At 71.2% G+C, this 26,726-nt stretch carries 29 protein-coding genes and 1 pseudogene; 17 read left to right on the top strand and 13 right to left on the bottom strand.

What is annotated here, in order from left to right; all coding sequences use genetic code 11:
* Positions 1 to 39 precede the first annotated feature (39 nt).
* The gene (gene ybaK / locus ACNAYW_RS19680; RefSeq protein WP_415851337.1) at positions 40 to 528 is read right to left on the bottom strand and encodes a Cys-tRNA(Pro) deacylase; all 489 of its coding nucleotides are present in this window, start codon (positions 526 to 528) and stop codon (positions 40 to 42) included.
* 249 nt (positions 529 to 777) lie between these two features.
* Here ybaK and ACNAYW_RS19675 point away from each other — a divergent pair, with 249 nt between their 5' ends.
* From ACNAYW_RS19675 to rsrA, 3 genes are all read left to right on the top strand, one after another.
* Positions 778 to 1,248 (top strand): nitroreductase family deazaflavin-dependent oxidoreductase, encoded by a 471-nt coding sequence (locus ACNAYW_RS19675; protein ID WP_415851336.1) that lies wholly within the window; start codon positions 778 to 780, stop codon positions 1,246 to 1,248.
* A gap of 102 nt (positions 1,249 to 1,350) precedes the next feature.
* On the top strand, positions 1,351 to 2,025 hold the full coding sequence (locus ACNAYW_RS19670) for a sigma-70 family RNA polymerase sigma factor (protein ID WP_415851335.1): 675 nt from the start codon (positions 1,351 to 1,353) through the stop codon (positions 2,023 to 2,025).
* Positions 2,022 to 2,303, top strand: a complete 282-nt coding sequence (gene rsrA / locus ACNAYW_RS19665; protein ID WP_415851334.1) for a mycothiol system anti-sigma-R factor — start codon at positions 2,022 to 2,024, stop codon at positions 2,301 to 2,303. The genes ACNAYW_RS19670 and rsrA overlap by 4 nt, the downstream gene beginning before the upstream one ends.
* 102 nt (positions 2,304 to 2,405) lie before the next feature.
* Here the strand turns inward: rsrA and ACNAYW_RS19660 are convergent, their stop codons facing one another.
* The gene (locus ACNAYW_RS19660; RefSeq protein WP_370452957.1) at positions 2,406 to 2,480 is read right to left on the bottom strand and encodes a 50S ribosomal protein bL37; all 75 of its coding nucleotides are present in this window, start codon (positions 2,478 to 2,480) and stop codon (positions 2,406 to 2,408) included.
* A gap of 86 nt (positions 2,481 to 2,566) precedes the next feature.
* On the opposite strand from ACNAYW_RS19660, the gene ACNAYW_RS19655 reads away from it, so the two are divergent.
* On the top strand, positions 2,567 to 4,060 hold the full coding sequence (locus ACNAYW_RS19655) for a sensor histidine kinase (protein ID WP_415851333.1): 1,494 nt from the start codon (positions 2,567 to 2,569) through the stop codon (positions 4,058 to 4,060).
* A 65-nt stretch (positions 4,061 to 4,125) separates the two neighbouring features.
* Here the strand turns inward: ACNAYW_RS19655 and ACNAYW_RS19650 are convergent, their stop codons facing one another.
* Positions 4,126 to 4,380: a WhiB family transcriptional regulator gene (locus ACNAYW_RS19650; RefSeq protein WP_013125780.1), complete on the bottom strand. Its 255-nt coding sequence runs from the start codon at positions 4,378 to 4,380 to the stop codon at positions 4,126 to 4,128.
* 373 nt (positions 4,381 to 4,753) lie between these two features.
* Positions 4,754 to 5,749: a diacylglycerol/lipid kinase family protein gene (locus ACNAYW_RS19645; protein ID WP_415851332.1), complete on the bottom strand. Its 996-nt coding sequence runs from the start codon at positions 5,747 to 5,749 to the stop codon at positions 4,754 to 4,756.
* Between the two features lie 40 nt (positions 5,750 to 5,789).
* On the opposite strand from ACNAYW_RS19645, the gene ACNAYW_RS19640 reads away from it, so the two are divergent.
* Positions 5,790 to 6,260, top strand: coding sequence for a hypothetical protein (locus ACNAYW_RS19640; RefSeq protein WP_415851331.1), 471 nt, complete (start codon positions 5,790 to 5,792; stop codon positions 6,258 to 6,260).
* A 6-nt stretch (positions 6,261 to 6,266) separates the two neighbouring features.
* On the opposite strand, the gene ACNAYW_RS19635 is transcribed toward ACNAYW_RS19640, so the two are convergent.
* Entirely contained in the window at positions 6,267 to 6,881 is a 615-nt protein-coding gene (locus tag ACNAYW_RS19635) for an acid phosphatase (protein ID WP_415851330.1), read from the bottom strand.
* 37 nt (positions 6,882 to 6,918) lie between these two features.
* Between ACNAYW_RS19635 and ACNAYW_RS19630 the strand changes: the two genes are divergently transcribed.
* The gene (locus tag ACNAYW_RS19630; protein ID WP_415851329.1) at positions 6,919 to 7,722 is read left to right on the top strand and encodes a ParA family protein; all 804 of its coding nucleotides are present in this window, start codon (positions 6,919 to 6,921) and stop codon (positions 7,720 to 7,722) included.
* 33 nt (positions 7,723 to 7,755) lie between these two features.
* Here the strand turns inward: ACNAYW_RS19630 and ACNAYW_RS19625 are convergent, their stop codons facing one another.
* The 3 genes from ACNAYW_RS19625 to ACNAYW_RS19615 all read right to left on the bottom strand — a co-directional run bounded on the left by ACNAYW_RS19625 (position 7,756) and on the right by ACNAYW_RS19615 (position 10,013).
* Positions 7,756 to 8,994, bottom strand: coding sequence for an Rv3212 family protein (locus ACNAYW_RS19625; RefSeq protein ID WP_415851328.1), 1,239 nt, complete (start codon positions 8,992 to 8,994; stop codon positions 7,756 to 7,758).
* Between the two features lie 36 nt (positions 8,995 to 9,030).
* Positions 9,031 to 9,258 (bottom strand): DUF3107 domain-containing protein, encoded by a 228-nt coding sequence (locus ACNAYW_RS19620; protein WP_415851327.1) that lies wholly within the window; start codon positions 9,256 to 9,258, stop codon positions 9,031 to 9,033.
* Positions 9,259 to 9,341: 83 nt separating this feature from the next.
* Positions 9,342 to 10,013: a ferritin-like fold-containing protein gene (locus ACNAYW_RS19615; RefSeq protein WP_415851326.1), complete on the bottom strand. Its 672-nt coding sequence runs from the start codon at positions 10,011 to 10,013 to the stop codon at positions 9,342 to 9,344.
* 204 nt (positions 10,014 to 10,217) lie between these two features.
* Between ACNAYW_RS19615 and ACNAYW_RS19610 the strand changes: the two genes are divergently transcribed.
* Positions 10,218 to 11,843: a DEAD/DEAH box helicase gene (locus ACNAYW_RS19610; RefSeq protein ID WP_415851325.1), complete on the top strand. Its 1,626-nt coding sequence runs from the start codon at positions 10,218 to 10,220 to the stop codon at positions 11,841 to 11,843.
* Between the two features lie 76 nt (positions 11,844 to 11,919).
* Positions 11,920 to 13,068, top strand: a complete 1,149-nt coding sequence (locus ACNAYW_RS19605) for a DUF418 domain-containing protein (RefSeq protein WP_415851324.1) — start codon at positions 11,920 to 11,922, stop codon at positions 13,066 to 13,068.
* An 18-nt stretch (positions 13,069 to 13,086) separates the two neighbouring features.
* On the opposite strand, the gene ACNAYW_RS19600 is transcribed toward ACNAYW_RS19605, so the two are convergent.
* The gene (locus tag ACNAYW_RS19600; RefSeq protein WP_415851323.1) at positions 13,087 to 13,758 is read right to left on the bottom strand and encodes a TetR/AcrR family transcriptional regulator; all 672 of its coding nucleotides are present in this window, start codon (positions 13,756 to 13,758) and stop codon (positions 13,087 to 13,089) included.
* A 216-nt stretch (positions 13,759 to 13,974) separates the two neighbouring features.
* On the opposite strand from ACNAYW_RS19600, the gene ACNAYW_RS19595 reads away from it, so the two are divergent.
* The 3 genes from ACNAYW_RS19595 to moeZ form a co-directional block, all read left to right on the top strand.
* A partial coding sequence (locus ACNAYW_RS19595) for an alpha/beta fold hydrolase (protein WP_415851322.1) occupies positions 13,975 to 14,821 on the top strand: 847 nt, incomplete at its 5' end.
* 430 nt (positions 14,822 to 15,251) lie between these two features.
* The coding region (locus ACNAYW_RS19590; RefSeq protein WP_415851321.1) for a DUF3152 domain-containing protein at positions 15,252 to 15,914 on the top strand (663 nt) is incomplete at its 5' end.
* 87 nt (positions 15,915 to 16,001) lie between these two features.
* Positions 16,002 to 17,192, top strand: a complete 1,191-nt coding sequence (gene moeZ, locus ACNAYW_RS19585; RefSeq protein ID WP_415851320.1) for an adenylyltransferase/sulfurtransferase MoeZ — start codon at positions 16,002 to 16,004, stop codon at positions 17,190 to 17,192.
* Positions 17,193 to 17,276: 84 nt separating this feature from the next.
* On the opposite strand, the gene ACNAYW_RS19580 is transcribed toward moeZ, so the two are convergent.
* Positions 17,277 to 18,506, bottom strand: a complete 1,230-nt coding sequence (locus tag ACNAYW_RS19580) for a PucR family transcriptional regulator (protein ID WP_415851319.1) — start codon at positions 18,504 to 18,506, stop codon at positions 17,277 to 17,279.
* A 104-nt stretch (positions 18,507 to 18,610) separates the two neighbouring features.
* The gene (locus ACNAYW_RS19575; RefSeq protein WP_415851318.1) at positions 18,611 to 19,471 is read right to left on the bottom strand and encodes a phytanoyl-CoA dioxygenase family protein; all 861 of its coding nucleotides are present in this window, start codon (positions 19,469 to 19,471) and stop codon (positions 18,611 to 18,613) included.
* Positions 19,472 to 19,847: 376 nt separating this feature from the next.
* Between ACNAYW_RS19575 and ACNAYW_RS19570 the strand changes: the two genes are divergently transcribed.
* From ACNAYW_RS19570 to ACNAYW_RS19560, 3 genes are read left to right on the top strand one after another with little or no spacing between them, the layout of a single operon-like run.
* A complete protein-coding gene (locus tag ACNAYW_RS19570) occupies positions 19,848 to 21,380 on the top strand; it encodes a flavin-containing monooxygenase (RefSeq protein WP_415851317.1) in 1,533 nt (510 codons plus the stop codon).
* Positions 21,377 to 22,474, top strand: a complete 1,098-nt coding sequence (locus ACNAYW_RS19565; RefSeq protein WP_415851316.1) for an alpha/beta hydrolase fold domain-containing protein — start codon at positions 21,377 to 21,379, stop codon at positions 22,472 to 22,474. The genes ACNAYW_RS19570 and ACNAYW_RS19565 overlap by 4 nt, the downstream gene beginning before the upstream one ends.
* Positions 22,471 to 23,187, top strand: a complete 717-nt coding sequence (locus ACNAYW_RS19560; RefSeq protein ID WP_415851315.1) for a hypothetical protein — start codon at positions 22,471 to 22,473, stop codon at positions 23,185 to 23,187. The genes ACNAYW_RS19565 and ACNAYW_RS19560 overlap by 4 nt, the downstream gene beginning before the upstream one ends.
* On the opposite strand, the gene ACNAYW_RS19555 is transcribed toward ACNAYW_RS19560, so the two are convergent.
* Entirely contained in the window at positions 23,162 to 24,691 is a 1,530-nt protein-coding gene (locus ACNAYW_RS19555; RefSeq protein WP_415851314.1) for an acyl-CoA synthetase, read from the bottom strand. The two genes, ACNAYW_RS19560 and ACNAYW_RS19555, sit on opposite strands and share 26 nt — an antisense overlap.
* A 97-nt stretch (positions 24,692 to 24,788) precedes the next feature.
* On the opposite strand from ACNAYW_RS19555, the gene ACNAYW_RS19550 reads away from it, so the two are divergent.
* On the top strand, positions 24,789 to 25,481 hold the full coding sequence (locus ACNAYW_RS19550; protein WP_415851313.1) for an alpha/beta fold hydrolase: 693 nt from the start codon (positions 24,789 to 24,791) through the stop codon (positions 25,479 to 25,481).
* 1 nt (position 25,482) lies between these two features.
* Here ACNAYW_RS19550 and ACNAYW_RS19545 read toward each other — a convergent pair whose 3' ends face one another.
* A complete protein-coding gene (locus tag ACNAYW_RS19545) occupies positions 25,483 to 26,070 on the bottom strand; it encodes a hypothetical protein (RefSeq protein WP_415851312.1) in 588 nt (195 codons plus the stop codon).
* Between the two features lie 38 nt (positions 26,071 to 26,108).
* On the opposite strand from ACNAYW_RS19545, the gene ACNAYW_RS19540 reads away from it, so the two are divergent.
* Positions 26,109 to 26,549, top strand: coding sequence for a nitroreductase/quinone reductase family protein (locus ACNAYW_RS19540; RefSeq protein WP_415851311.1), 441 nt, complete (start codon positions 26,109 to 26,111; stop codon positions 26,547 to 26,549).
* 36 nt (positions 26,550 to 26,585) lie between these two features.
* Positions 26,586 to 26,725 (top strand): annotated as a pseudogene (locus tag ACNAYW_RS19535) (TIGR02569 family protein); the annotation flags it as partial.
* Position 26,726: the final 1 nt, after the last annotated feature.

The following is a 26,726-nucleotide window of genomic DNA, read 5'->3' as shown; positions in this document are numbered from 1 at the left end:
CCGCCAAACCCGGGCGGGCCGCTAGTCACCCCTTGATTATCACGGCGCGGCGAGCGGCGCCACCGTCGCCTCCGTCAGCCGCACCAGCTCCGACGGTGCCAGCTCGACCTCCAGGCCCCGTCTGCCCGCGGAGCAGAAGACGGTCTCGAAACCGAGCGCCGACTCGTCGATCGCGGTCGGCAGGCGTTTGCGCTGCCCCAGCGGGGAGACGCCGCCGAGCACGTAGCCGGTGACGCGCCGCACGTCGGCGGGGTCGGCCATGGCCGGGCGGTGCAGGCCCAGCGCGGCGCTCGCCGCCTTGAGGCTGAGCTTGCCCGAGGTGGGCACGATCGCGACGGCGAGCTGCTTGCCGTCGCCGATGACCAGGGTCTTGAACACCCGCGCCGGGTCGTGGCCCAGCGCCTGGGCGGCCTCGCCGCCGAACGACTCCGCCCGCGGGTCGTGGGCGTACTCGTGCACCCGGAACTCGACGCCCGCGGCCTGCAGCGCCGCGATCGCCGGCGTCGGCGCGGCGTTCTTCCTACCCATGACCGCCAGTCAAGCAGGAGGGATGCCGACGCCGGACAACGGGCCCGCGCCGTCCTCCGCGGGTCGACGGGGCCCGCGTCCACGGTCGGCGACACGGGCCGTTGTCCACACCCGTCTGCCCGCGGCAGGTGGTTCGCACACCCGGTGTGCCCGCGGGCCCGGCGCTGCACACACCCGACCCGCCCGGTACCTCCGCTCACGCCCCCGGCGGCCCCGGTCGGCGACGGCGCGCGGGGTACCGTCGAGGCCATGGGCCGGATCGCGGAGAACCTCAGTCCCACTGCGCTGGCGGCGCGGGCGCTGCGGACGAGACGGCTGGTGCGGGCGCCCATCTGGCTGTTCCAGCACGGACTGGGCGCGCTGCTGGGTCCGCGGATGGTGATGATCCAGCACACCGGGAGGAAGTCCGGCGCGCCGCGGTACGTCGTCCTCGAGGTCGTCGACCGGCCGGACGCCGACACCGTCGTCGTCTGCAGCGGCTTCGGCGAGACGGCGCAGTGGTACCGCAACCTGCGCGCGCAGCCGGAGTGCCGGGTCACCGTCGGGCGGCGCGAGCGAGCGGCGCACGCCGACCTGTTGGGCCCCGAGGCCTCCGGCGCGGTGCTCGACCGGTACCGCTCCGCCCACCCCGCGGCCTGGGACCGGCTGCGCGGAGCGATCGAGCACGCGGTGGGGCACCCGGTGGAGGGCCTGCCCATGGTTCGGCTCCGCCTGCGCTGATCCGGGCCCGGCGGGAACAAGCCGCCCTGCGGCGCTGTTGCAGAAGTCGTGAGTGCAGGTAGCGGCGCAGCGGTCCTCGAGCGACCGGTAGCCTTCGACGGTATGACGGACGGGGACATCACGCACGTAGCGGATACGGACTCGGCCCCCGATGAGGTGACCGAGACGCCGGAGGAGCTCACGGCCCGCTTCGAGGCCGAGGCGCTGCCGCTGCTCGATCAGTTGTACGGCGCCGCGCTGCGGATGACCCGCAACCCCGCGGACGCGGAGGACCTGGTCCAGGAGACCTACGTGAAGGCCTACAGCGCCTTCCGCAGCTTCAAGAAGGGCACCAACCTCAAGGCCTGGCTGTACCGGATCCTCACCAACACGTACATCAACGGCTACCGCAAGAAGCAGCGGCAGCCGGCGCAGTACCCCACCGACGAGATCACCGACTGGCAGCTCGCGGCCACGGCGGAGCACAGCTCCACCGGCCTGCGCTCCGCGGAGATCGAGGCGCTGGACGCACTGCCCGATGACGAGATCAAGCAGGCGCTCGCGAAGCTCCCCGAGGACTTCCGCATGGCGGTGTACTACGCCGACGTGGAGGGGTTCCCGTACAAGGAGATCGCCGAGATCATGGGTACCCCGATCGGCACGGTCATGTCGCGGTTGCACCGCGGCCGGCGGCAGCTCCGCGCCGAGCTCGAGGGCGTCGCGCGGGAGCGCGGCTTCCTCCGGGGGCAGGATTCCGACGGTGCCGAGGGCGCCGCCGATCAGGAGGTCGAGCAGTGACGTACTCATCGGACGGCAACCCGGATCTGGAGCTCGATTGCTCCGCCGTGATGGCGGACATCTGGCTGCTGCTGGACAACGAGTGCGATGCCGCCGCCAAGGAGCGCCTGCGAGCGCACATCGACGGCTGTTCGCAGTGCCTCTCGCACTACGGCATCGAGCAGCAGATCAAGTCGCTGGTGAACCGCAAGTGCGGCGGTGAGCGCGCGCCCGAGGGGCTGCGCGAGCGGCTGACCATCACCATCCGGCACACCGAGGTGCGCTTCCGCCCGGAGTAGCCGCCACCCGCATCCGGCGCCACCGGCGCCGTGGACAGGACGAGGGCCCGTCGACGCGATGTCGACGGGCCCTCGTGCGCAAGTCACATGAAACCTGAGGGATCAGGAGTTCGGGCGCTTGCCGTGGTTCGCGGCGTTCTTCTTCCGCGCGCGCTTCTTACGTCCACGCTTTCCCATGGCGGTCTCCTTCCTGTCCGTCAAGCTCATACGCAGTACCGGCTATTGTTTCACGACGGCACCGACGACGACAAAAAGGCGGTTCCATGGCCTCCCTCGCCGACCTCCTGGCGATCCACACCGACCTCCCCGGCCGGGCCGCTCGGCACCTGCAGCGCATCGCCGGCGAGTGGCAGTTGTTGGCCGACCTGTCGTTCGCCGACCTGCGGCTGTGGGTCCGTGACGATCCGGAGGGGGACACCACCGATCCGGCGTACATCTGCATCGCGCAGTGCCGGCCCAACACGACCTCGACCGTCTACGACACCGACGGCGTCGGCGTCGTCGTGCCGCCGTGGGAGGCGCCCACGCTGCACGCCGCGTTCGAGGGCGGCGTCGTGGTGCGCGGTGTGACGCCGGCCTGGACGGGGCCGTCCCGGGTGCGGCGCGAGGCCGTGCCGGTGTCCTCGGACCGCGAGGTCGTCGCCGTGCTCACCCGCGATTTCAACGTGACCCATCCGCGCACGCCCAGCCCGCTCGAGGTGGCGTACACCGAGTGCGCCGACGATCTGTGCACGATGGTCGCGGAGGGCACCTTCCCCGAGCGGGAGGAGTTGCCCTCGGGCGAGGCGGAGCCGCGGGCGGGCGACGGCTTCATCCGGCTCGACGGCGACGGTCGCGTCGCCTTCGCGAGCCCCAACGCGCAGTCCGCGTACCGGCGCATGGGCGCGCACACCGACCTGGAGGGCAGCGAGCTCGCCGAGGCCACCGCGGAGCTCGTCGGCGACAGCTTCGAGTCCGAGGATCTCGCCGCCGCCCTCGACGGGGCGCTGCGCCGCGGCGAGGGCTCGCGGATCGAGCTCACCAAGGGCGGCGTCACCGTGGTGTTGCGGGTCCTGGGCCTGCATCCGGGCGGGCGGCACGACGGTGCCGTGGTGCTGCTCCGGGACGTCACCGAGCTCAAGCGCCGCGACCGCGCGCTCATCTCCAAGGACGCGACGATCCGCGAGATCCATCACCGGGTCAAGAACAACCTGCAGTCCGTCTCGGCGCTGCTGCGGCTGCAGGCCCGCCGCACCCGCAACGACGAGGCGAAGCGGGCCCTGCTGGAGTCGGTGCGCCGCGTCGCGTCGATCGCGCTGGTCCACGAGACGCTGTCGATGAGCGTCGACGAGCACGTCGACATCGACGAGGTCATCGACCGGCTCATCCCGATCATGGGCGACGTGACGCCGGCCGGCGGGTCGGCGGCGGTCGCCGTCGTGCGCCGGGGCGATGTCGGCCTGCTCGACGCCGATCGGGCGATGCCGCTCGTGATGGTCGTCACCGAGTTGATCCAGAACGCGATGGAACACGCCTACGAGCCGGGGGAGACGGGCACCATCGAACTCCTCGCGCACCGGTCGACCCGGATGCTGGAGGTCACGGTCCGGGACGACGGTGCCGGATTGCCACCGGGCTTCAGCCTCGAGGGCTCGGATCGCCTGGGGCTGCAGATCGTGCAGACGCTGGTGACCTCCGAGCTGGGCGGGACGCTGACCCTGACGTCGCAGGACGACGGCACCGACGCGGTGCTCCACGTGCCGCTGCAGCCCGTGTGAGCCGCCCCGCGCACGACGAAGGCCCGGTGGTGATCCACCGGGCCTTCGTCGATGCGGAACGCGTCCTACACGGCGGTGCGCGTGCGGGTACGCGCGTTGCGGCGCTTCAGCGCGCGACGCTCGTCCTCGCTCATGCCGCCCCACACGCCGGCGTCCTGACCGGACTCGAGCGCCCAGGACAGGCACTCGGCGGTCACGGGGCAGCGGTTGCAGACCAGCTTGGCGTCCGCGATCTGCGCGATGGCCGGACCGCTGTTGCCCACGGGGAAGAACAGCTCGGGATCCTCGTCGCGACAGATGGCCTTATGGCGCCAATCCATGTCAGTACACTCCTTCAGGCACGCGGGCGCGCCACTCATCGCAGGTGTCGATCCGACACCGAATTTCCAGGCTGTTAACGCAGAGAGAACCGAACTGTTTCCGCGTTGTTACGTCATGAATATTTCCACGTTCCCGACGAGAGTCAATAGATTCCGACTCAGAGGTGGGGGATCTCACAGCGGGGGCGGTGAGGACCCGAGTCCGAGGGGTGTACTACACTCCTGCCGGTTCAGCGGCGTGCCCGCAAGAATATCCTCACACGCTGCGGGTTTGCAATAGGTTTCTGCACGGTCGTGACGAATCGCTCAATCCGTGCGGCGGATCGCGTCAGGCGGAGTCCGTGGGAAACGCCCGTCGTGGGGTCGCGCGGGGTCAGCGGACGCGCGGCAGCGGCGGCAGGTCGGCGACCACGCGGATCCGCTCCGGCGAGTACCAGAACCGCACCTCGGTGCGGTCGCCGAGGTGATCCCCGTCGACCTGCGCGGGGACGGGGACCTCGCTGCTCACGCGCAGTTCGCGCAGGTCGTCGTGCCGGACGAGGTGGCGCACCGTCGGGCCCTTCGTGCGGCGGGCCGACAGCATCTGCCGCACCAGCATCAGGTTCGGGATCGTGCGCATCGAGCGCGACGCGAACACCCCCAGCCCGGTGCCGTAATCCGTCCCCGGGTTGGTGAACACCGCGCGGTTGTTGAGGAAGGTCCACGGGCTCGCGTTCGAGACGAAGGCGAAGTGCACGCCGTCGACGTCCTGCCAGGTTCCGGGCTCCTCGCCCGGCAGGTGGACGGTGAGCTGCGGGTCGCGCCGGGCCGCGGCGAAGAAGGTCCGGATCGACGTCCGCACGTACCGCGACGAGGTGGCGGCCTTGCCCTTCGCGCGCAGCGCCTCCATGTTCGCGATCACCTCGGCGTCCACGCCCATCCCGGCGTTGAACAGGAAGTAGCGCTCGTCGGCGCAGCCGAGGCCGATGGTGCGGAAACTGCGGCGCGCCAACAGGTCCGTGAGATGCACCGTGGCCTGCAGCGGATCGCGGGGCACCGCGAGCGAGCGCGCGAAGACGTTGGCGCTGCCGCCGGGGATCACCGCGACGGCGGGCAGCGTGTCGGGATGGACGGGGTCGGCGCCGCCCGGCAGCCCCTCCCGGCCGAGGACGCCGCACACCACCTCGTTGACCGTGCCGTCGCCGCCGTGGACGATCACCAGCTCGGTGCCGTCGTCGCGGGCCGCCGCCGCCAGCTCGGCCGCATGACCGCGGTGCTCGGTCTGCGCCAGGGTGACGTCGAGCGTGGACGCCAACGCCATCGCCACGAGGTCTCGGCCCGCTGCGGTGATGGACGTGGCGTTGGGGTTGACGATCAACAGGGCGCGCACACCGAGCAGCCTACCCAGCCCGCCCCGATACCCTGGGGTCGTGACATCGACCAACGGAAGCGGCGGCGAATCCCGCCCGGCCGCCACCCGCTCCCGCAGCAAGCGGTCCGGCGATACCCGCACCGCCGCTCCCACCACGGTGCTGGCCGCGGGGTGGCTCGTCGCGGTCGAGGGCCTCGCCGCACTCGTCGTGGGCGTCGTCGAGCTCGTCCGCGGCATCGCCGGGACCGCCGCCACGACCACGGGCGCCTACGGGCTGGCCTTCTGGATGATCCCGATGGGTGCCGCGGTGCTCGCGGGCGGCATCGCCCTGCTGCGCGGCAAGCGCTGGGGCCGCACCGTCGGCGTGCTCACCAACCTGCTGCTCGGCTTCACCGGCATCAGTGGTGCCTTCTCCCAGAGCTCGCCGCTGCTCGGGTACCCGCTGCTGGTGCCCGCGATCGTGGTGCTGGCCCTGCTGTTCAGCCCGCCGACGGTGGCCTGGCTCGAGGGCGAGTACCGCCGGGACTGACCGGCGCTACCGCCCCGTGTAGTGCGCGGCGGCGTAGCCGGTCAGGCCGAACCGGCTGATCTGCGGGACGTCGTCGCGGTCGAACCCGAACACCGCGGCCGAGGCGGGCAGGATCAGCACGTGCCGGCCGAACTCCGGTGCCTGGCCCAGGAACCGCGCGGTGAGCACGCGGCCTAGGTGGCCGTGCGCGACGAGGACCACGTCACCGTCGGCCATGGCGGCCCGCGCCCGCTCGAGCACCCGGTCCACCCGCTCGGCCACCTGCGCCATCGACTCGCCGCCGGGCGCGCCGGACCGCCACACCGTCCACCCCGGATCGTCGACGCGGATCTCCGCGCTGGTCCGGCCCTCGTAGTCGCCGTAGTCCCACTCGGCGAGATCGGGGTCGACCGCGGTCACCGTCAGGCCCGCGAGCTCCGCGGTGGTCGCCGCCCGCGCGCGCGGGCTGACCAGCACCGTCGGGCTCGTCAGCGCCAGGTCCGCGAGGACGGGCCCCAGCGCCCTCGCCTGCTCGATGCCGGTCTCGGTCAGCGGGACGTCGGTGGCGCCGGTGTGGCGTCCCGAGCGCGACCATGCGGTCTCGCCGTGGCGGATGTACACGAGGCGGTGTCCGGTGCTCATCCGTTCATCGTGGTGCATCGGTGGGTACCCTCGCAGCATGACCGGTGACACGCCCTTCGTCCTCGCCGTCGCCAATCAGAAGGGCGGCGTCGCGAAGACCACCACCGTCGCCAGCCTGGGGGCGGCCCTCGTCGAGCTCGGTGCGCGCGTGCTCGTCGTGGATCTCGACCCACAGGGCTGCCTGACCTTCTCGCTCGGCCACAACCCCGACCGCATCGAGCGGAGCGTGCACGATGTGCTGTTGGGCGACAAGCAGATCGACGAGGTACTGCTCGAGACCGAGGACGGCGTGACCGTGCTCCCGGCGACCCTCGACCTCGCCGGCGCCGAGGCGCTGCTGCTCATGCGCGCGGGCCGCGAGTACGCGCTCAAGCGCGCCCTCGCGGAGGTGGGGGACCGGTTCGACGTGGTGATCATCGACTGCCCGCCCAGCCTGGGCGTGCTGACCCTCAACGGCCTCACCGCGGCCGACGCCGTCGCGATCCCGCTGCAGTGCGAGACCCTCGCGCACCGCGGCGTCGGGCAGCTGCTCAAGACGGTCCGCGACGTGCAGGCGATCACCAATCCGGAGCTGAGCATGCTCGGTGCCATCGCCACCCTCTACGACGCGCGCACCACGCACAGCCGCGACATCCTCTCCGACGTCGCCGACCGCTACGAGCTGGCGGTGCTGTCGCCGCCGATCCCGCGCACCGTGCGCTTCGCCGAGGCGAACGCCGCCGGCCGCACCGTGCTCGCGGGCCGGAAGAACAAGGGCGCCACCGCCTATCGCGAGCTCGCGCAGAGCATCAAGGCCCACGTGTCCGACGGTGCGCCGCTGGTCACCTGGGCGTCCGAGTAGCGGCCGAGCAGCTGGCGGGATCCGGCGGCGGGTTCAGGCCGCGCGGTAGGCCTGGACCGTCGATCCCCACTGCGCGAGCACCGTGGTGCCCACCTCGGCGAGGAGCACCGGCCCGTCGGTGTAGCCGGGCTTGGCGATCGGCGTCGAGCGGGTCATGGCCCGGGTGTTGAGGTCGTACGAGGTGAGCGAGGTCGGTCCCGGCACCACGAGCTGCCCGCCGATCACCGCGCCCGGCCCGAGCGTCCCCGGGATCACCATCTCCGCGGCGAGCGAGGCCGCGTCGATCACCACCGTCGCGGTGCCCGTGTAGAACGACGCGATGCCCGCCTCCGTCACGACGGGGACGTCGCGCGGGGCGCCGTCCGGGCCGGCGGTGACGTCCACGGACCGCAGCGTGCGGCCCTGCGGGTCCACGCTGGTCACCCGCGCGGGGCGGCCGTCCTGGGCGGGCACGTAGACGACGGCGCCGTTCGCGGTGGCGGTGATGAGCCGGGCGCGATCGGCGCCCTCGGGAGCGGCGGCGCCGAGATCGGGGCTGACCACCGACGAGGTCTCCTGCGGTTCGCTCGCCTCCTTGGGCGAGGCGCCGATCACGGTGAGCCGGGGGAAGGGCTCGGTGGGGCAGGCCTCGAGGACGGTGATCGACGCGCCGGCGGGGAGCGCGGAGCCGATCGTGCACCCGGACCGGGGCTGGACGCCCGGGTTCACGGGGACGTCGGGCTTGCCGTACTCGACGGTGCGCACCAGGTCGTAGCGGAAGACGTCGACACGCGTCGGACCCTGGACGATTGCGTAGTTCCCGTCGCCGGAGAGGGTGACGTCGTGGTCCTCGCGACTGGTGCGGCTGGCCCGGCGCTGCCCGGTGGCGGGGTCGAGCGCCATCACCTCGCCGCAGCCGCGGACGTCGCGGTAGAAGGCGAGCACGAGGCCGGCGTTGTCCATGAGCCCGCACACGTCGGTCTCCCGCTGGTAGCGCCAGGTGCGCTGCCCCGTCGCGGGGTCGTGCCCCGTGACCTCGCCGCCCCGGGCCAGCACGAGCGAGCCGTTCAGCGACAGGGCGGGCCGGTCGGAGCGCGCGGTCCACGCCTCGCGGAGCGCCGCGGGCAGCTCGACGAGGGACGCGGGCACCGTCGACGGTGCCGGGGCGGTCTCGCTGACGGCCTTGCTCGCGGAACCGACGTTCCACGCCACGAAGCCCGCGACGACGACCGCGACCAGGATCGCGGCCGAGACCGCGAGATCGACGCGGGTCCTGCGTTCGGGTTTCACCACGGAGCCGAGCCTACTGGCGGGCGGTACCGCGATCGGTCAGCTGGCGTTGAAGCCGACCGAGCGGCTCTCGTGCGTGCCGACCTCGACGTACGAGACGCGCGCGGCGGGCACGAGGTACTGCTTGCCCTTCTCGTCCGTCAGCTCCAGCAGCTCCGTGCGGCCGGCCAGCGCGTCGGCGACGGCCTTCTTGACGTCCTCCGTCGAGTCCTTGCTCTGCACCACGAGTTCGCGGTTCGAGTCCGCGATACCGATCTTGATCTCCATGGCACGAGGTTATCCGCAGCGGCCGCGGTCGGCCGTCGTGGGACCGTCGGATTCCGCTCAGGGCAGCACGAACGGCGGGCCGCTCAGCCCAGGCCCAACGTCGCCATCCGCTCGGCGTGCCGGGTCTGCAGCGATTCGAAGAACTGCGCCACGCCCGGCAGATCGCCGGAGTGCTCGAAGAGCAGGGCGGCCAGCTCGTCGCGCGTGGCGAGCACCTCCTGCGCCTGCGTGATGGCCTCGGAGAGCAGGCGCCGGCCCCACAGCGTGAGCGGGGAGCGCAGCGCCGGGTTGGCGGTGACGGCCGCGCGCACCCGGTCCACGGCGAAGTCCGACTCGCGGGTGTCGGAGAGCACCGCGGCGACGACCGCGGCCGGCTCGCCGGGCAGCGCGCGGGCCACCTCCGAGTAGAAGTCGGCGGCGAGCCCGTCGCCGATGTACGCCTTGACCAGCGACTCGTTCCAGTTCCGCGGCGTCGTCCGCTCGTGGTAGCGGGTGATCACCGGTGCGAACGGCGCCGTCGCGGTCTCGACGTCCCGCCCGCGCCGGTCGAGCTCGGTCTCCAGCAGCTCGAAGTTGCGCATCTGCGCCGATGCCATCGACGAGACGGCGATCCGGCCGCGCAGGTCCGGCGCCATGTCGGCCTCCTTGGCCAGCCGCTCGAAGGCGGCCAACTCGCCGTACGCCAGCACCGCGAACAGGGCCGCGACGCCCGGGTGCTCGGTGCTGATTCCCCGGTCCTGCGTCTGTTCGCTCATGACGCACATGCTAGTGCGGGCGGCGATGCGGGGTACGATGGTCTGCAGCGATCGACTTCGGTCGCCGGTAGTTGTGCGCGCACTCCGCCCCACCGCCTCCTGGCGAGGGCGTCGAGGCGACGATGACGGTCCGAGAAACGGGCCGGGGACTCATTGGCCGGAACAGTGCGCGCGTGAGAAATGAACGCGACGCATTCGCCGCCGATGAAAGGCAGAACCATCACCACCACGAACAACGACATCCACACCGAGCCCGCCGCCGCGGAGGGCCTGCCCGACGTGCACGTGATCGGCGACGACCACGTCTCGCCCAGCTTCGCCGAGCTCGGCGTCGACCAGGGCATCGTCGACGCCCTCGGCAAGCGCGGCATCGAGCGCACCTTCGCGATCCAGGAGCTGACGCTCCCGCTCGCCCTCGCCGGCAACGACCTCATCGGCCAGGCGCGCACGGGCATGGGCAAGACCTACGGCTTCGGCGTCCCGCTGCTCAACCGCCTCATCACGCAGGCCCGCGCCGACGTCGGCGAGGACGGGCTGCGCGCGCTCGACGGTACGCCGCGCGCGCTCATCATCGTCCCGACCCGCGAGCTGTGTGTGCAGGTCACCGAGGACCTGGAGCGCGCCGCCGACGGTGTCCGCGTGCAGACCACCAAGGGCGAGCGCGACCTGAAGATCACCTCGATCTACGGCGGCCGCCCGTACGAGGCGCAGATCGAGGCGCTGCAGAAGGGCGTCGACGTGGTCGTCGGTACCCCCGGCCGCCTCCTCGACCTCGCCAACCAGGGCCACCTCGTGCTCGGCAAGATCCAGATCCTCGTCCTCGACGAGGCCGACGAGATGCTCGACCTGGGCTTCCTGCCCGACATCGAGCGCATCCTGTCGATGGTCCCCACCGAGCGGCAGACGATGCTCTTCTCGGCCACCATGCCCGGCCCGATCATCACCCTGGCCCGCACCTTCCTGAAGCAGCCGACGCACGTGCGCGCCGAGCATCACGACGACTCCGCGGTGCACGAGCGCACGACGCAGTTCGTCTACCGCGCCCACGCCCTCGACAAGGTCGAGATGGTGGCGAAGATCCTGCAGGCCGAGGGCCGCGGCGCCACGATGATCTTCACCCGCACCAAGCGCACCGCGCAGAAGGTCGCCGACGAGCTGGCCGAGCGCGGCTTCAAGGTCGGCGCCGTGCACGGCGACCTCGGCCAGGTCGCCCGCGAGAAGGCGCTCGGCAAGTTCCGCGACGGCTCCATCGACGTGCTCGTCGCCACCGACGTCGCCGCCCGCGGCATCGACATCGACGACGTCACCCACGTCATCAACTTCCAGTGCCCCGAGGACGACAAGACCTACGTGCACCGCATCGGCCGCACCGGCCGCGCGGGCAAGACCGGCACCGCCGTGACCTTCGTCGACTGGGACGAGCTGCACCGCTGGGAGCTCATCGACAAGGCCCTCGGCCTCGGTAAGCCCGAGCCCGCCGAGACCTACAGCTCCAGCGAGCACCTCTTCACCGACCTGGGCATCGACCCCAAGGTCAAGGGCAGCCTGCCCGGCGTGCGCAAGCGCGCCGAGGGCGAGGTGGTCGAGCGCAAGCCGCGCGAGAAGCGCGAGAGCACCCGCACCCGGTCGCGCACGCGCACCCGCGGTGGCCAGAAGGTCGACGGTGCCGCCCCCGCCGCCGAGGCGAAGCCCGCCACCGCCGGGCCGGACGCGCAGGCACCGTCGGCCGACGGTGCCGAGGGCGACGCCCCCGCCCGCAAGCGCCGCCGTCGTCGTCGCTCGGGCGCGAAGAAGGCCGACGGCGCCACCGCCGAGGCCGCGTCGGAGTAGATCCCCCGAACGACGGACCCCGCGATCACCGACCGGTGGTCGCGGGGTCCTCGCGTTCCGGGGGAGGGTGATCGGCATGACCTCGACGTCCGCCCCGGCCACCACGCCCACCACGCGCCGCATCGCCTCCCTCGACGTCGCGCGCGGCCTCGCGATTCTCGGCACCTTCGGCACCAACGTGTGGATCTTCACCGAGCCCCGCGGGATGCTGGGCTACCTCGACACCGTCGGCGCGGAATCGCTGCCGATCCGCGTGCTCCAGACGCTCGCACAGGGCAAGTTCCTCGGTCTGCTCAGCCTCATGTTCGGCGTGGGCCTGGCGATCCAGCAGGCCTCCGCCGCGCGGCACGACCGCCCGTGGCCGGGCCGCTACTGGCGCCGGGCGCTGGTGCTGTTCCTCGACGGGCTCGTGCACTTCCTCCTGGTCGCCGAGTTCGACGTGCTCATGGGCTACGCCCTGGTGTCGTTCGTGGTCTCGGCCATGCTGATCCTGCGCCCGCGGGTGCGCGTGCGCTGGGCGGCCGGCTGCGCCGCGCTGCACCTGGCGGTGGTGGCGCTGGTGTCGGTCGGAATGACGATGGAGCGGTCCGGCGTGGGGGCGGGGCCGGCGACCGCGCGCGCGAACCCCTACGCCGACGGCTCGTTCGGGGACCTGGTGCTGTTCCGCGTGGACCACGCGCTGCTGTTCCGTGCGGAGACGCTCTTCATGATCCCGCTGACCATCGCGATGTTCCTCACCGGCGCGGCCCTGTTCCAGGGCGGGCTGTTCGCCCCCGACGGTGCGGCGCTCCGCCGCCGGCTGCTGTGGATCGGCGGCGTCGCGGCGCCGGTCGACCTCGCGATCGGGATCGCGGGTGCGCCGCTGGGGCTCGCGGGTCCGGCGGTCTTCGTCGGACGGTACGCGGTGGCTCCGCTGGTCGCGCTGGGCCTGCTCGCGCTCGTCGCCGAGTTCTACCAGCGGCGCGCGGTGGGCCGGGTGGGCGGCGCGCTGAGCAACGTGGGGAAGACCGCCCTGAGCTGCTACGTGCTGCAGAACGTGCTGGCCTCGGTGCTCTGCTACGGCTGGGGCCTCGGGCTCGCGGCGCGCTACGGCGCCGAGCACCGGCTGGCGTTCACGGTCGCGGTCTACGTCGCGGTGATGGCGTGCCTGCTCGCGGTCTCGGCGCTGTGGACGCGCCGCTTCCCCCGCGGCCCGATCGAGATGCTCATGCACCGCGCGGCCTGAGCCGCGGGACCGACGGACCTACTGGGCGCGGCGCTGGGCCTGCAGGGGCACGTGGCTGAGGCCGCCCCAGAGCAGCTCGACGGTGGTGGCCACCGCCTCCTCCTTGGGGATGGGGCGGTCGGCGTAGAGCCAGTACCGGGCGCTGACCTGGCTGGCGCCCACGAGGCCCACGGCGAGCATCCGGGCGCGGTACGGATCGAGCCCCGAATCCTCGGAGACCAGGTCGTAGACGGCGTCGATGCACGCGTCCACCGCGCCCTCGACGCGCTCCTGCACGACGGGCTCGAGGACGTCGGACTCGAAGATGAGCTTGTAGCCCATGCTGTCCCGGTCGACGAAGTCGAAGAAGGAGCGGACGGCGCCGATCACGCGCTCGTGGTTGTCGGTGGAGCTGCTCAGGGCCTCGCGCACGCCGGTGACCAGCGCCTCGCTGTGCGCGCCCAGCACCGCGAGGTACAGCTCCAGCTTGCCGGGGAAGTGCTGGTACAGCACGGGCTTGCTGACCCCGGCCCGCACGGCGATCTCGTCCATGCCCGCGGAGTGGTACCCGAGGTCCACGAAGACGCTGCTCGCGGCCTCCAGCAACTGGATGCGGCGTGCGCTCCGCGGCAGGCGGGCGGTGCGGCGCGGGGCAGGATTCGTCCCGCCGCGGGAGTCGCCCGCCGCGGTCGTCGCGCCCAGGTCCGCCATGTAGTCCACCTCACCGTTTCCCAGGGCCGTGCTCGGTCCTGACCCGTCGACAATACTCCCGACCGTCGCGCCGACCTTCGCTTGCTCTGGCAAGCTGCCCGGTGTGTCGGCACTCGCACAGGTGAATCGGACCAGCGACGTCTGGCCCGGCCAGTTCCTCACCCTCCGCGGTCGGCGGGTCTTCGCGCGCCACGTCGACGCGGCGGCGGCGCCCNNGGCGCCGCCCGATCCGCGGCCCACGGCGGTGATGATCCACGGTCTCGGCGGTTCGTCGATCAACTGGACCGATCTGGGGCAGGTGCTCGCGCCCGTCGCCGCCTCGTACGCCCTCGACCTCCCGGGATTCGGGCTCTCCGACCCGCCGGCCGACGGCGACTACTCCATCGAGGAGTTCGCCCAGACCGTGATCGCGTACCTGGAGACGCTCGTCGCGGTGCGGGGCGGGGGAGTGCACCTGCTCGGCAACTCCCTCGGCGGCGCGATCGCGGTGCGTGTCGCGATGCTCCGCCCCGAGCTGCTGCGGTCGCTGACGCTGATCTCCCCGGCGTTCCCCGATCTGCGGCCCCGGGTACGGAGGTTGCAGTTCCTCCCGCTGTCGCTGGTGCGGATCCCGGGCGTCGGCCCCGCGGGGTTCCGGCTCATCGCGAGCGCCTACCCGGAGCGGCAGGTGGACCAGACGTTCCGCGAGATCCTCGTCGACCCGGCGGTGATGGGGCCCGTGCGGCGGCAGCAGGCCGTGGACCAGGCGGCGGCGCGCGCGTCGATGACGTGGGCGCCCGACGCGCTGGCGGCGAGCTTCAACGCCCTGGTCCGCAGCTGGATCGTCGACTTCGGGGCCACGCACTGGGCGGCGGCCCGGTCGGTGTCGGTGCCGACCGCGGTGCTGTGGGGCGCGCGGGACCTGCTCGTGAGCGTGGGCGTCGCCCCGAAGGTGGTGCGCCACATCCGGGGCAGCACGCTGACGGTCTTCGAGGACGTGGGGCACGTCGCGCAGATGGAGAAGCCCGCGGAGACGGCGCGGATCGTCGCCGACCTCATCGCCGCCGCGGAACCGCCGGACTGATCGGCGATGATCGCGATCGCCGGAGTCCGGCGCGTGTCGGTTCCACTCCGACCGCGCTGATCGTGGAATTGTTGAGGACGTGAGTAGTCCTTCGAACCCGAGGCGTCCCCGTCCGGACGGGCGTGCGCCGCTTCGGGCCGAGTGGGACCCCATCAACTCCTCCGCCGCGACCTCGGGCGATCACCGCAACCGGCCGCCGCGCGAGCGCGTGTACGCCAAGCAGGGCCGCCTGGGTCGCCTGTTGCGCACCTACGGGTGGCGCGCGTACGCGGTGCCGGTGCTGGCCGTGCTCACGGTGGTGGCGCTGGTCCTGACCTTCGGCGGCGACACCTTCGGGACCAAGCAGACCGCGGAGACCTCGCCGGAGGGCCAGCTCTCCCGGAATCCGACGCCGGGCAAGACCATCGTCGGCGCACCGTCGAAGACGGTNCCGGGCCCGGTTCCCCCCGCGGGCATGCTCCCGGAGGGCGGTGCGTTCACGGAGAAGGGGCAGGGCATCTGGCACGTCGTGCCCGGCGCCACACCGCGCGTCGGCAAGCAGGACGAGGGCAAGCAGCAGGTCTTCACCTACATGATCGCCGTCGAGGACGGCGTCGACATGGGTGCGCTCGGCGGCGACCAGCCCTTCGCCACGATGATCGACCGCACCCTCGCGGACCCGCGCAGCTGGATCCACGACCCGGCGGTCGCCTTCCAGCGCATCGACAGGGGCACGCCCACCTTCACGATCTCGCTGACCTCGCCGATCACCACCCGATCGGCCTGCGGCTACACGATCCAATTGGAATCGTCCTGCTACAACGGCGAGCTCGGGCGCGTGGTGCTCAACCTGGCCCGCTGGGTGCGGGGTGCCACCGCGTTCGAGGGCGACCTCACCGGATACCGGCAATACGCCATCAATCACGAGGTGGGGCACGCGATCGGGTATCCGCAGCACGTGCCGTGTCCGGCGCAGGGGGCGCTCGCGCCGATCATGATGCAGCAGTCCTTCGGCGTGAAGAACCGCGACATCTTCGACCTGGACAAGTCCGAGGGCTTCGACAACGACCTGGCCTGCCGGCCGAACGCGTGGGTCGCGCCCGTCCTCAAGTGACGGTCCGCCCGGCCCGACGGTGACCGCCCTCCCGGGCCGCGGAACGGGCGAGGGAATGGTGCGGGGCGCACCGTCGTTGAGCAGGAGGTGAGCACCCTGCCCCCGCTTGTGGAACCCGCCGCCGACCTGACCCGCGACGAGGTCGCGCGCTACTCGCGGCACCTCATCATCCCCGAGATGGGGGTCACCGGGCAGAAACGCCTCAAGAACGCGAAGGTGCTGGTCATCGGCGCCGGTGGGCTCGGCAGCCCGGCCCTGCTGTACCTCGCCGCCGCGGGCGTCGGCACCATCGGCATCGTCGAGTTCGACGAGGTCGACGAGTCCAACCTGCAGCGGCAGGTGATCCACGGCGTCTCGGACCTCGGCCGGCCCAAGGGCGAGAGCGCGCGCGACTCCATCGCGGAGATCAATCCGCTGGTCACCGTCAATCTGCACCCGATCCGGCTCGAGCCGGAGAACGCGGTGGAACTGTTCGAGCAGTACGACCTGATCCTCGACGGCACCGACAACTTCGCCACTCGCTACCTCGTCAACGACGCCGCGGTGCTGGCGCACAAGCCCTACGTGTGGGGTTCGATCTTCCGGTTCGAGGGCCAGGTGTCCGTCTTCTGGGAGGACGCGCCCGACGGCCCGAACGGCGAGAAGCAGGGCCTGAACTACCGCGACCTGTACCCCGTCGCGCCCCCGCCCGGCATGGTGCCGTCGTGCGCCGAGGGCGGCGTGCTCGGCATCCTCTGCGCCTCGATCGGGTCGATCATGGGCACCGAGGCGGTCAAGCTCATCACCGGCATCGGCGAGTCCCTGCTCGGCCGGCTCATGGTCTACGACGCCCTTGAGATGAGCTACCGCACCCTGTCGATCCGCAAGGATCCGGATGCCCCGCGCATCACCGGGCTCATCGACTACGACGAGTTCTGCGGCGTGGTCTCCGACGAGGCGCAGCGCGCCGCGGCCGGCAGCACCATCACGCCGAAGGAGCTCGTCGAGATGGGCTCCGCCGGCGTCGATTACGAGCTGGTGGACGTCCGCGAGCCCGTCGAGTGGGAGATCGTCCATCTCGACGGCGCGAAGCTGGTGCCCAAGGGCGCCTTCGAGACCGGCGAGGGCCTGGCCCAGGTCTCCGCGGACAAGAAGCTGGTCCTGTACTGCAAGACCGGGATCCGATCGGCCGAGGTGCTCGCCGCCGTCCAGGGCGCGGGCTACCGCGACGCCGTGCACCTGCAGGGCGGCATCACCGCGTACGCCCGGCAGGTGGACCCGTCGCTGCCCGTCTACTGACCGAGACCGGCAGCGGATCGCAACCGGATCGCCGTCGCCGATCCCTTCCAGCGAGAGGGCCCCTGCGGTCGGCGCGTCGAGAACTCAGCGCCCGCGCACGCGGAGCAGTCTGAGCGCGGTGGTCACCTCGACGAGGCTGCCCACGAGGGGAACCGGGAGCAGCTCGTCGATCCGGGCGAGACGCCGGTCGATGGTGTTGCGGTGCGTGTACAGGCGCTCGGCGGTACTCGTGCGATTCAGGCCCTCATCGACGTAGGTCAGCACGGTCCGGTGCAGGTCCGGGCTCGCATCCTTCAGGTCGCCGAGAACATCGGCGGCGAACCGGTCCGCCGCTGCGACGTCCGCGGAGACGAGGTCGATCAGGTGAATGTCCTCGTACCGGACGCAGGGGAGCGGAGAGTCGAGCCGGGCGAGGAGGCGCTGGGCCGCAGCGGCATCCATGTGCGTCGCGCGGAATCCTGGAAGGCCCGCGGCGGGTCTGCCGAGCGCGACGCGGACGCCCCGTCGGCGTCCCAGCCGCTCGGCGAGGGATTCGATGGTGGGCGAGGTCCTCGCCGGTATCCACAACCACAGCGCGGTGCTCCCGGCGACGACCGTGAGTCGGGTCCGGGCCTCGCACGCCCGCATGACCTGTTCGCTCGCGCGTTCGAGAGCGCCGACGTCCTTCTCGGATTCGACCCAGACGACCGCGCCGACGTGGGTTCCCGTGAGTGCGTAGCCGAGCTGTGCCTCCGCGCGAGCCGGTGCGATGTCGGCGCCCTGTAGCAGCAGTTCGACAGTGGCGTAGCGCTGGAGGTGGGAGCCGCCCGCCAGCTCTTCGCGGATCTGCTGGACGTGCTCGTACAGCGCCGCCATGGAGTCGTCCACGAAGGCGTTCAAGGAATTGCCGGATACCTCGATCAGCTCGCGCAGTTCATCCAGATCGTCGGTCGCGCTGAAGCACGCGGTGAGCCACCACCTCCAGACGACGCGCTGCGCCGATCGCCACCCCGCCGCGTCGTCGGTCGAGAGTCCCCGGAGCACGATGTCGCGGGCATAGGTACCGATCTCGTTCTCCGCGACGAGAACGACCCGGCCCCCGGGCGCGACGACGTTGGCGGTGAGCCAACTTCGCAGACTCGCGGCCACCAGACGTCCGTCCGCCTCGGCGAGAGCCGGGTCCTCCGCGATCGTCCGGAACTGCGGATCAGCGAGCGACGCGCGAGCCAGGTCGTCGAGGATCTCGTCCGACCGGGCGAGCATGGACTCCGCCAGCCCGCGGATCAGTCGGCGGACGGGTTCCGAGACCTCGGGCCACAGCTGCTCCGGCATCATGATCCGAGTGTGGCGCGCGTCCGCGGGTCGTGGGGATGAACGACGCGATGCCTCCGGTGCGTGGGCGCACCGGAGGCATCGAGGGGTGTGTGCGGCATCGTCGACTACAGGCCGAGGTAGTCACCGAGTTCGCGGTAGTCGACCTGCCAGAGTCCGGGGGAGCCCAGCGGGTACTGCGAGCGGAAGCCGAGGATGCGCTGGACGCGCTCGGGCAGGGTCTTGACGACGTCGCGATCCACCAGGAAGGGGTACGCCTCCTCGCCGACGAGGAAGCCGGGGTTGAAGGCGAAGGACACCGCGCGGCGGTACTCGTCCGTGGTGACGTTGGCGCCGCCGCCATGGGCGGTCTTGCCGCTGAAGAAGAGCGCATCGCCGGCCTGCATGATCGCGGGGATGGTCTGCTCGGGGGTGCCGCGGTCCTGGAAGTCGGGCCACTGGTGGCTGCCGGGGATGACCCGGGTGGCGCCGTTCTCCTCGGTGAAGTCGGTGAGCGCGATGAGGAAGTTGAGCGTGATCTCCGGTCCGGCAGGGCCCATCCCGACGAAGGGGTACCAGTTCTCGAGGTCGCGGTGGAGCATCTGCGGTCGATTGCCGGGGCCGATCTCGATGACCTGGGCGGTGGTCATCCAGTACGTGCCGGACTCCTCGAGGAAGGTGGCGTCGCAGAGGGCGTGCACGAGATCGTGGTCGATGATCTCGGTGCGGAAGACGGGGCTGTGGGTCACCAGGTTGGTCAGGCGCTTGGTGTTGGCGCCGTGGAACTCCTGCACGATCTCGAGTTCGTGGGTGCTGCCGGCGGCGAGGGCCTGCAGCGGGGCCTCGATCTCGGCGTTGAAACGCGTGACCTGGTCGGGGGTGAGCAGGCCCGCGATGATGACGCCGCCGTCGCGAGCGACGATTTCCCGGATCTCGGCGACGGGGGTGGTGGCGGGGACGCGCTGGAGGGTGGCGTCGACTGTGGTCATGGTGGGTCCGATCTCTCGTAGCGGCGGGTACGGGCAACCATGCTTCCGGCGACGGGCGGGCGTGACCAGCATCACGTCGCAACCGATTCCGGCTGACAGTGGTGCGATTCGCACCGCTCTCGCAGGCCGGCGCCGACTGGAGCTGTTCTCGCCGATGTCCGGTAGGAGGGGCGGCGGGTCGCCCGACGCCACCGACCACGATCGTCGCGCCGTCTTCGGCCCTCTCGACCTGTGGACCGGCGCCGTCGGCGAGAAGGGGTGCGATTCGCACCACCGTTCGTGCCAAAACGCTGAGTTTCGGTGTGGTCCGTGCCACACGAACATCGGCAGTCTGAGTCGCATCATGAAGCGCTCGGCGCAGGAAGGTAGCGACACCATGAGCAACACGGCACAGGCCCCGGAGTACTTCGACGTGGTCGTCATCGGTGGAGGAATCTCGGGGATCGGCGCCGCGGCGTACATCACTCAGGAGTTCCCGAACAAGTCGATCGCGATGCTCGAGGGTCGAGACTCGATCGGCGGCACATGGGACCTGTTCAAGTACCCCGGCATCCGTTCCGACTCCGACCTGCACACCTTCGCGTACGAGTTCAAGAGCTGGAAGGACGAGAACGCGATCGCCGACGCTCCACTGATCCTGAACTACCTCAAGGAGACCGCGGACGAGTACGGGCTGTCCGACCGTATCCGCTACCGCCACAAGGTGGTCTCCGCTGCGTGGTCGAGCGACGACGCGCAGTGGCTGCTCAATGTCGACGTGACGGACGCCGACGGCAATGTCCGGCGCGAGATCATCAAGGCAGGCTGGGTGTTCGGCGCTACCGGCTACTACAAGTACGAGGAGGGCTTCACCCCGGAGTTCGCGGGCCGTGAGGACTTCCGGGGCGACATCATCCACCCGCAGCACTGGCCCGAGGGGTACGACTACTCCGGCAAGAAGGTCGTGGTGATCGGCAGCGGCGCGACCGCGATCACGCTGATCCCGTCGATGCTCAAGGGAGAGGGCGCCGCGAAGCACGTGACCATGCTGCAGCGCACCCCGACCTACATCTTGACCCTGCCCCGCGTGGATTCCCTGAACCTCAAGCTCACCCGCCTGCTCGGCGAACGCGGCGGCTACCTCGCCACCCGGTGGAAGAACATCGTCGTGGACGCCGCCGTGGTCGCATTTCTCACGAAGCTTCCCACGACCGCGCGCAAGTACATCCGCAGCGTCAACGTCAAGGAGCTGCCCGCCGGCTTCGACGTGGACAAGCACTTCAACCCGCCCTACAACCCGTGGGAGCAGCGTCTGTGCCTCGCGCCCGACGGCGACTTCTTCAAGTCCATCCGCGACGGCGGCGCCTCCGTGGTGACGGACAAGATCGTCCGCTTCACGGAGACGGGCATCGAGCTCGAGTCCGGCGAGCACCTGGACGCCGATGTCATCGTCACCGCGACCGGCCTGAACCTCCGGCTCTTCGGCGGCATCGACCTCACCGTGGACGGGCGCCCCGTCGACCTGCCGAAGTCCGTGGTCTACCGCGGCATGATGCTCTCCGGCGTGCCGAACTGGATGAACGCGATCGGCTACACCAAGTCGTCGTGGACGCTGAAGATCGGCCTGCTCGGCAAGAGCATCATCGAGATCCTGCGGCACATGGACACCCACGGCTACGACACCGCCGTCCCGCACGCCCCCGCCGGCGTGGGCACCCGCTCCATGCTCGACCTCAACTCGGGTTACATGCAGCGCTCCAGGGACGACCTGCCGCGCCAGGGCGACGCCGTGCCCTGGAAGATGGAGAACGTCTTCATGGACGACCGGAAGATGTACCGCGGCTCGGTGATCGACGAGAACCTGAAGTTCAGCTCGCGCCTCGAGCGCGAGCTCGGCGGCCGCGCCGTCGTGGAGGAGGCGCGCGCATGACCGCGCCTGCCGAGACGTCGGCTCCCGCCAACGTTCCCGCGCCCACCCAGGTGCCGGCCGAGCTGAGCCGGTCGGAGCGACTCCAGCGCGCTGCCTTCACCGCGCTCCTCGCCGGGGTTCCCGGCGGCGTGATGCGCCGGCTCGCACCCCGAGTGGTGAACGCTGACGGCGACGTGATGGCGCCGGAGATCGCGCTGCTGCTGAAGCTGACCGCCCGTGCGCCGGACTTCAGCGACGGCACTCCCGAGGAGGCGCGGGCGATCGTCGCGAACGACTGCCGCGTGTTCGCCGACGAGGCGCCGGCGGGCGTGCGCGTCGAGCCGGAGATCGTGATGCCGGATGGACTGCGCGCCACGCTGTACCGGCCCGTGACACCGTCGGACGCGCTGGTCCTGTTCCTGCACGGCGGCGGCTTCGTTCTCAGTAGCCGGCAGGACTACGACGTGCCCGTCCGCCTCATCGCGGACGGCGCGGGGGTCAATGTGCTTTCCGTCGAGTACGGCCTCGCACCGGAGTCGCCGTTCCCCGGCCCCGTCGACGACGCGGTGACGGCCTGGTACTACGCCGTGGAGCACGCCGCCGAGTGGGGGATCGACCCCACCAGGATCGTGCTGCTGGGCGACAGCGCCGGCGGCAACCTCTGTGCGGTGCTCGCGAACGACCTGGCGGGCGAGGAGATCCGGCCCTACCTGCAGGTGCTCATGTACCCGGTGGTGGACGCGGTCGGGGACTACCCGTCGCGGACCGAGTTCGCCGGGAGCTCCGCGCTATCGGCGAAACAGATCGCCTGGCTCACGGACCACTACCTGCCGGACCGGGTGGACGGGCTGGATCCTCGGGTCTCGCCGATGCGCGCCGAGGACCTGTCCGGGGCGCCGCCGACGCTCATCACCGTGGCCGGCTTCGATCCGCTCCGGGATGAGGCGCTCGCGTACGCCGCACGACTCGAAGAAGCCGGCGTCCCGGTTCGCGTCTTCCGCGAGAGCGGCCTCGTACACGGCCACGTCTCGATGACCCGTATCAGCCCCGCGGCCCGCGCCGCAGTCGATCGGGTGACCGGTGCGATCCGAACTGCCCTCAAGGAGTCCCGATGAGCACCACCCGCATGATCCTGATCCTCCTCGCGGACCTCGCGATGGTCGGCGCCGGCTTCTACTACGGCTACAAACTGCTCCGAGGCTTCCGCAACTTCCTACTCGGCCTCGAGTGGGTCGTGATGGCGGTCTCCGGCGTGAACGTGTTGTACCTCGCGGCGACCGGAGTGGACCACGAGAGCCTCAGCTACCGGGTCATGGTCTTCTTCGACGCCTTCTCCCGGTCGTTCGGCATGACGCTGATCCTGGTGGTCGGGTTGATGGCGGTCACGCACCGCTACCGGCCCACGTGGGCCGTCGAGGCGGTGGCGATCCTCGCCGGCGTCGGGGTGGGTCTCAACCGCGCTCTCGAGCCGCGCGACGTGGAGCCGAGCTGGGCGATCTTCTACCTTGTGATGAACCTCGGTGCGGCGCTGTTCGTGTTCGGCTTCATGGTGCCCAAGCTGTGGCGCGCGGGCGATCGCGGCAACGCGGCCTGGGTGGCGATCGGGACCGCGCTCGGGGCGTTCGTGGCGATCATCTACGACTACGTGACCCTCCCGGGCGAGGACGCGGAGCACTCGGTGTTCTACATCGTCTCGCTCTCCATCTGGGCGCTGATGATCGTCACCTTCTCGCGCGGCTACCTCGCGCTCGAGCGGATCAACGCCGACGCGGACGCCGCACGCACGGCGGCTCCGGACGGCACTACTCCACGGAGATCAGGCGTTTGACCAGCTTGCCCGTGGGCGTGCGGGGCAGGCTGTCGACGAAGCGCACGGCGCGGGGGAGCTTGTAGCGGGCCAGTTCTCGGCCCGCGTGGTCGATCAACTCCTGCGCCAGCGCATCCGACCGCTCCACGCCCGGCGCCAACTGCACGCACGCGAGCGCGGTCTCGCCGAGCTCGTCGTGCGGCACCCCGATCACCGCCACGTCGGCGACGGCGGGATGCATGATGAGCGCGTTCTCGCACTCCTGCGGGTAGACGTTCACCCCGCCGGTGATGATCATGAAGTCCTGGCGGTCGGTGAGATAGAGGTAGCCGTCCCCATCGAGGTAGCCGACATCGCCGGTGGTCGCCCAGTTCTCGTGATCGGGGTGCTGTGCGGAGCGGGTCTTCTCGGGCGCGTTGTGGTACTGGAAGGGCATCTGCTCGCGCTCGAAGTAGATGGTGCCGATCTCGCCGGCGGGGAGGACGGCACCGTCGTCGCCGCAGATCCGGGCGACGCCCAGACCGGCGCGACCCACGGACCCGGGGCGCTCCAGCGCCTCCTGCGGGCTGATGAACGTGGCGCCGGCAGCCTCGGTCGAGGCGTAGTACTCGTGGATCACCGGTCCCCACCACGCGAGCATCGACTGCTTCACCTCGGCCGGGCAGGGAGCGGCGGCGTGGATCGCGACCTTGAGGCTGCTCGTGTCGTAGTGCGCCCGCGTCGCCTCGGGCAGCTTGAGCATCCGGACGAACATCGTGGGCACCCACTGGCTGTGGGTCACGCGGTACTTCTCGATGAGTGCCAGCGCCTCCTCAGGGTCGAAGCGGTGCATCATGATCACGGTGCCGCCGACCGACATGGTGACGCCGCAGAAGCGCAGCGGCGCAGCGTGGTACAGCGGCGCGGGGGAGAGGTACACGGTGTCGGCGTCCATGCCGTACATCGGGGCGAAGATCGCGGTGTAGGCGTCCGGCGCCTCGTCGACCTGCCCCTCCGGGAGGGGGATCTTGATGCCCTTCGGGCGACCCGTGGTGCCGGAGGAGTAGAGCATGTCCGTGCCGCGCGGCTGGTCCGTGAGCGGCGTGGCATCGGCCTCCGCGAGCACCGCGTCGTAGTCGGCGAAGCCCGGGATCGGTCCGCCCCAGGCGATCGCACGGCCCGGCTCGGCGAGGGCGGGCAGCGTCAGGGCTTCCGAAACCGCCTCGGCCACATCGGCGCCCGCGAACAGGGCCTTGGCCTCGCAGTCCGCGAGGATGTAGTTGACCTCGCCGGGCGTGAGGTGCACGTTCACCGCGGTCACGTACAGGCCGCTGCGGATGGCCGCGGCGTACGCGCAGAAGATGCGCAGATCGTTCCCGGCCACGATCGCGACGGTGTCGCCGCGCCGCAGCCCCAGCGCGCGCAGGTGGTGCGCGATCCGCGTGGACTCCTCGTTCAGGCGAGCGTGGCTCAGGATCTCGCCGGTGGCGGCGTCGATCGCTGCGGGCTTGCCGGGGGAGAGCTCTGCGAAGGCTCCAGGGAACATGAGAACCGCCTTTAACTTCGAGGTGCTCTCACGGTAGCGCCGGTCCCGATTGGTGGAAGGCGTTCAAGCGAAGTCGCAGGACTGGAAGGATGGCGGCATGGACGTCATCCTCATTCCGGGCCTGTGGTTGGACGCGGCGAGCTGGGACGCGGTCCTCCCGCCGATCGCCGCCGCGGGGCATCGTCCGATCCCGCTCCGCCCGCCGGGGCTCGGCGCACCGTCCGACAGCGCGGCCGAGGTGGGCCTCGCCGACTGGATCGGCTCGGTCACGGCGGCGATCGATGCGGCCGACGGCCCCGTCGTTCTGGTGGGGCACTCCGGCGGCGGGAACGCCGCGTGGGGCGCCGCCGACGCGCGCCCCGACCGCGTGGCGCGCGTCGTGTTCGTCGACACCGTCCCGCCGCCCGACGGTGCGCCGATCAACGAGTTCGAGGCCGTCGACGGCGTCGTGCCGTTTCCCGGCTGGGACTTCTTCGACGACGAGGAGGTCCACGACCTCGACTCGGCCGTCCGCGCCCGGACCGCGGCGCTGACCGGCGCAGTGCCGGAGCGGATCCCACACGATCCGATCACCCTCGGTGACGAGCGGCGGCACGGTATCCCGGTCACGCTGCTCATGGGCGGACTCGACGCGGCCGGCGTGGAGTCCGTGCTGGCGCAATGGCCCGCCCACGCCGCCGAGTACCGGGCCATCGCCGACCACGAGGTGGTCCGGATCGGCTCCGGGCACTGGCCTCAGTTCTCGATCCCCGAGCGGTTGGGCGAGCTGATCGTGGCCGCGATCCGCTGACTCACTCCGCCGGATTCGCGGACAGCCACGCCGCGTAGTCGTGGAGGAGCGCGACCAGGGGCAGCGCGTCGACGGCGCCGATCGGCTCGCCCCGCAGCGCGGCGCGGATCCCGGGCACGCGCGCGGCGATGCGGGAGCGCTCCGAGAGCTCGTGGTGGCTCAGGCCCTGCTGCTCCCCGAGCACGATCCGCCGCGAGTGCGCGGCGCGCAGCGCGTCCGCGAGGGCGGTGAACTCGTCGCGCTCCAGCGCGGGCAGGTGCACCGAGAAGCTCATGACCGGGCCGGGCTCGGCGTCGTCGCGATCCTCCGACTCCTCCAGCCAGTCCGCGTACTCCTGGCCCAGGTCGTCGAGGGCCTCCTCGTCGTCGAAGCTCAGCCGGCGCCCCTCGACCGCCGCCCGCAGCGCGGAGACCAGGGCGCGGACCGTCTCCGGATCCGACGACGCGGCGTACCAGCGATGCGCCTCGTGCGGCACCACGACCCGGCCCGGACGGCCCGCGGTGAGGCGGGCCCGGACATCGTCGAACTCGGCGACCGACAGGTCGGGGAACTGGACGGAGACGGTCACGACGGGGTGGGAGTCTGGCACGCCCTCCATTGTCCAGAAGATCGTTCTAGGGTGGGGGCATGGCCCTCGAAGGTGATTACGCAACCGAGAAGGCCGGCTGGGTCGCGGACCAGCTGGCGAAGATCGACGAGACCGGGACCACCGCTTCGGTGGCGGTCGCGGGAATGGCGGTGGTGGTCTTCACCTACCGCGGCCCCAAGTCCGGCAAGCTGTACCGCCGCCCGCTGATGCGGGTGGAGCACGACGGCGTGTACGCCGCGTTCGCCTCGAAGGGCGGCGCGCCCGACAACCCCGTCTGGTACTCGGCGCTGCTCGCCAACGACGTGGTGGAGGTCCAGGACGGCACCACCGTGGTCTCCGGCCCGGTGCGCGAGATCCACGGCGCCGAGCGCGAGGAGTGGTGGGCGCGCGGCGTCGCCGCCTACCCGCCGTACGCCGAGTACCAGGAGAAGACGGACCGCCTGATCCCGATCCTCCTCGTCGAGCCGGGCCGCGCCTAGCGGCCTCACCGCGCGCACGCGGGTAGATTTCACAGGGTGAGCCCCGTCGAGCCCCCCGCGCACGTCCTGTCCACCTTCGGCCTGGACGAGACCGAGCCCATCGCACTCGGTGCGGAATGGGACGGCGGATGGCGCTGCGGCGAGGTCGTGCTCTCGCTCATCGCGGACCACGCCCGN

The sequence above is a fragment of the Tsukamurella ocularis genome (genome assembly GCF_965138335.1).
Taxonomy (GTDB): domain Bacteria; phylum Actinomycetota; class Actinomycetes; order Mycobacteriales; family Mycobacteriaceae; genus Tsukamurella; species Tsukamurella ocularis_A.
The sequence above is the reverse complement of the archived record's forward strand: the minus strand, read 5'-3'. Positions and strand labels throughout refer to the sequence as shown.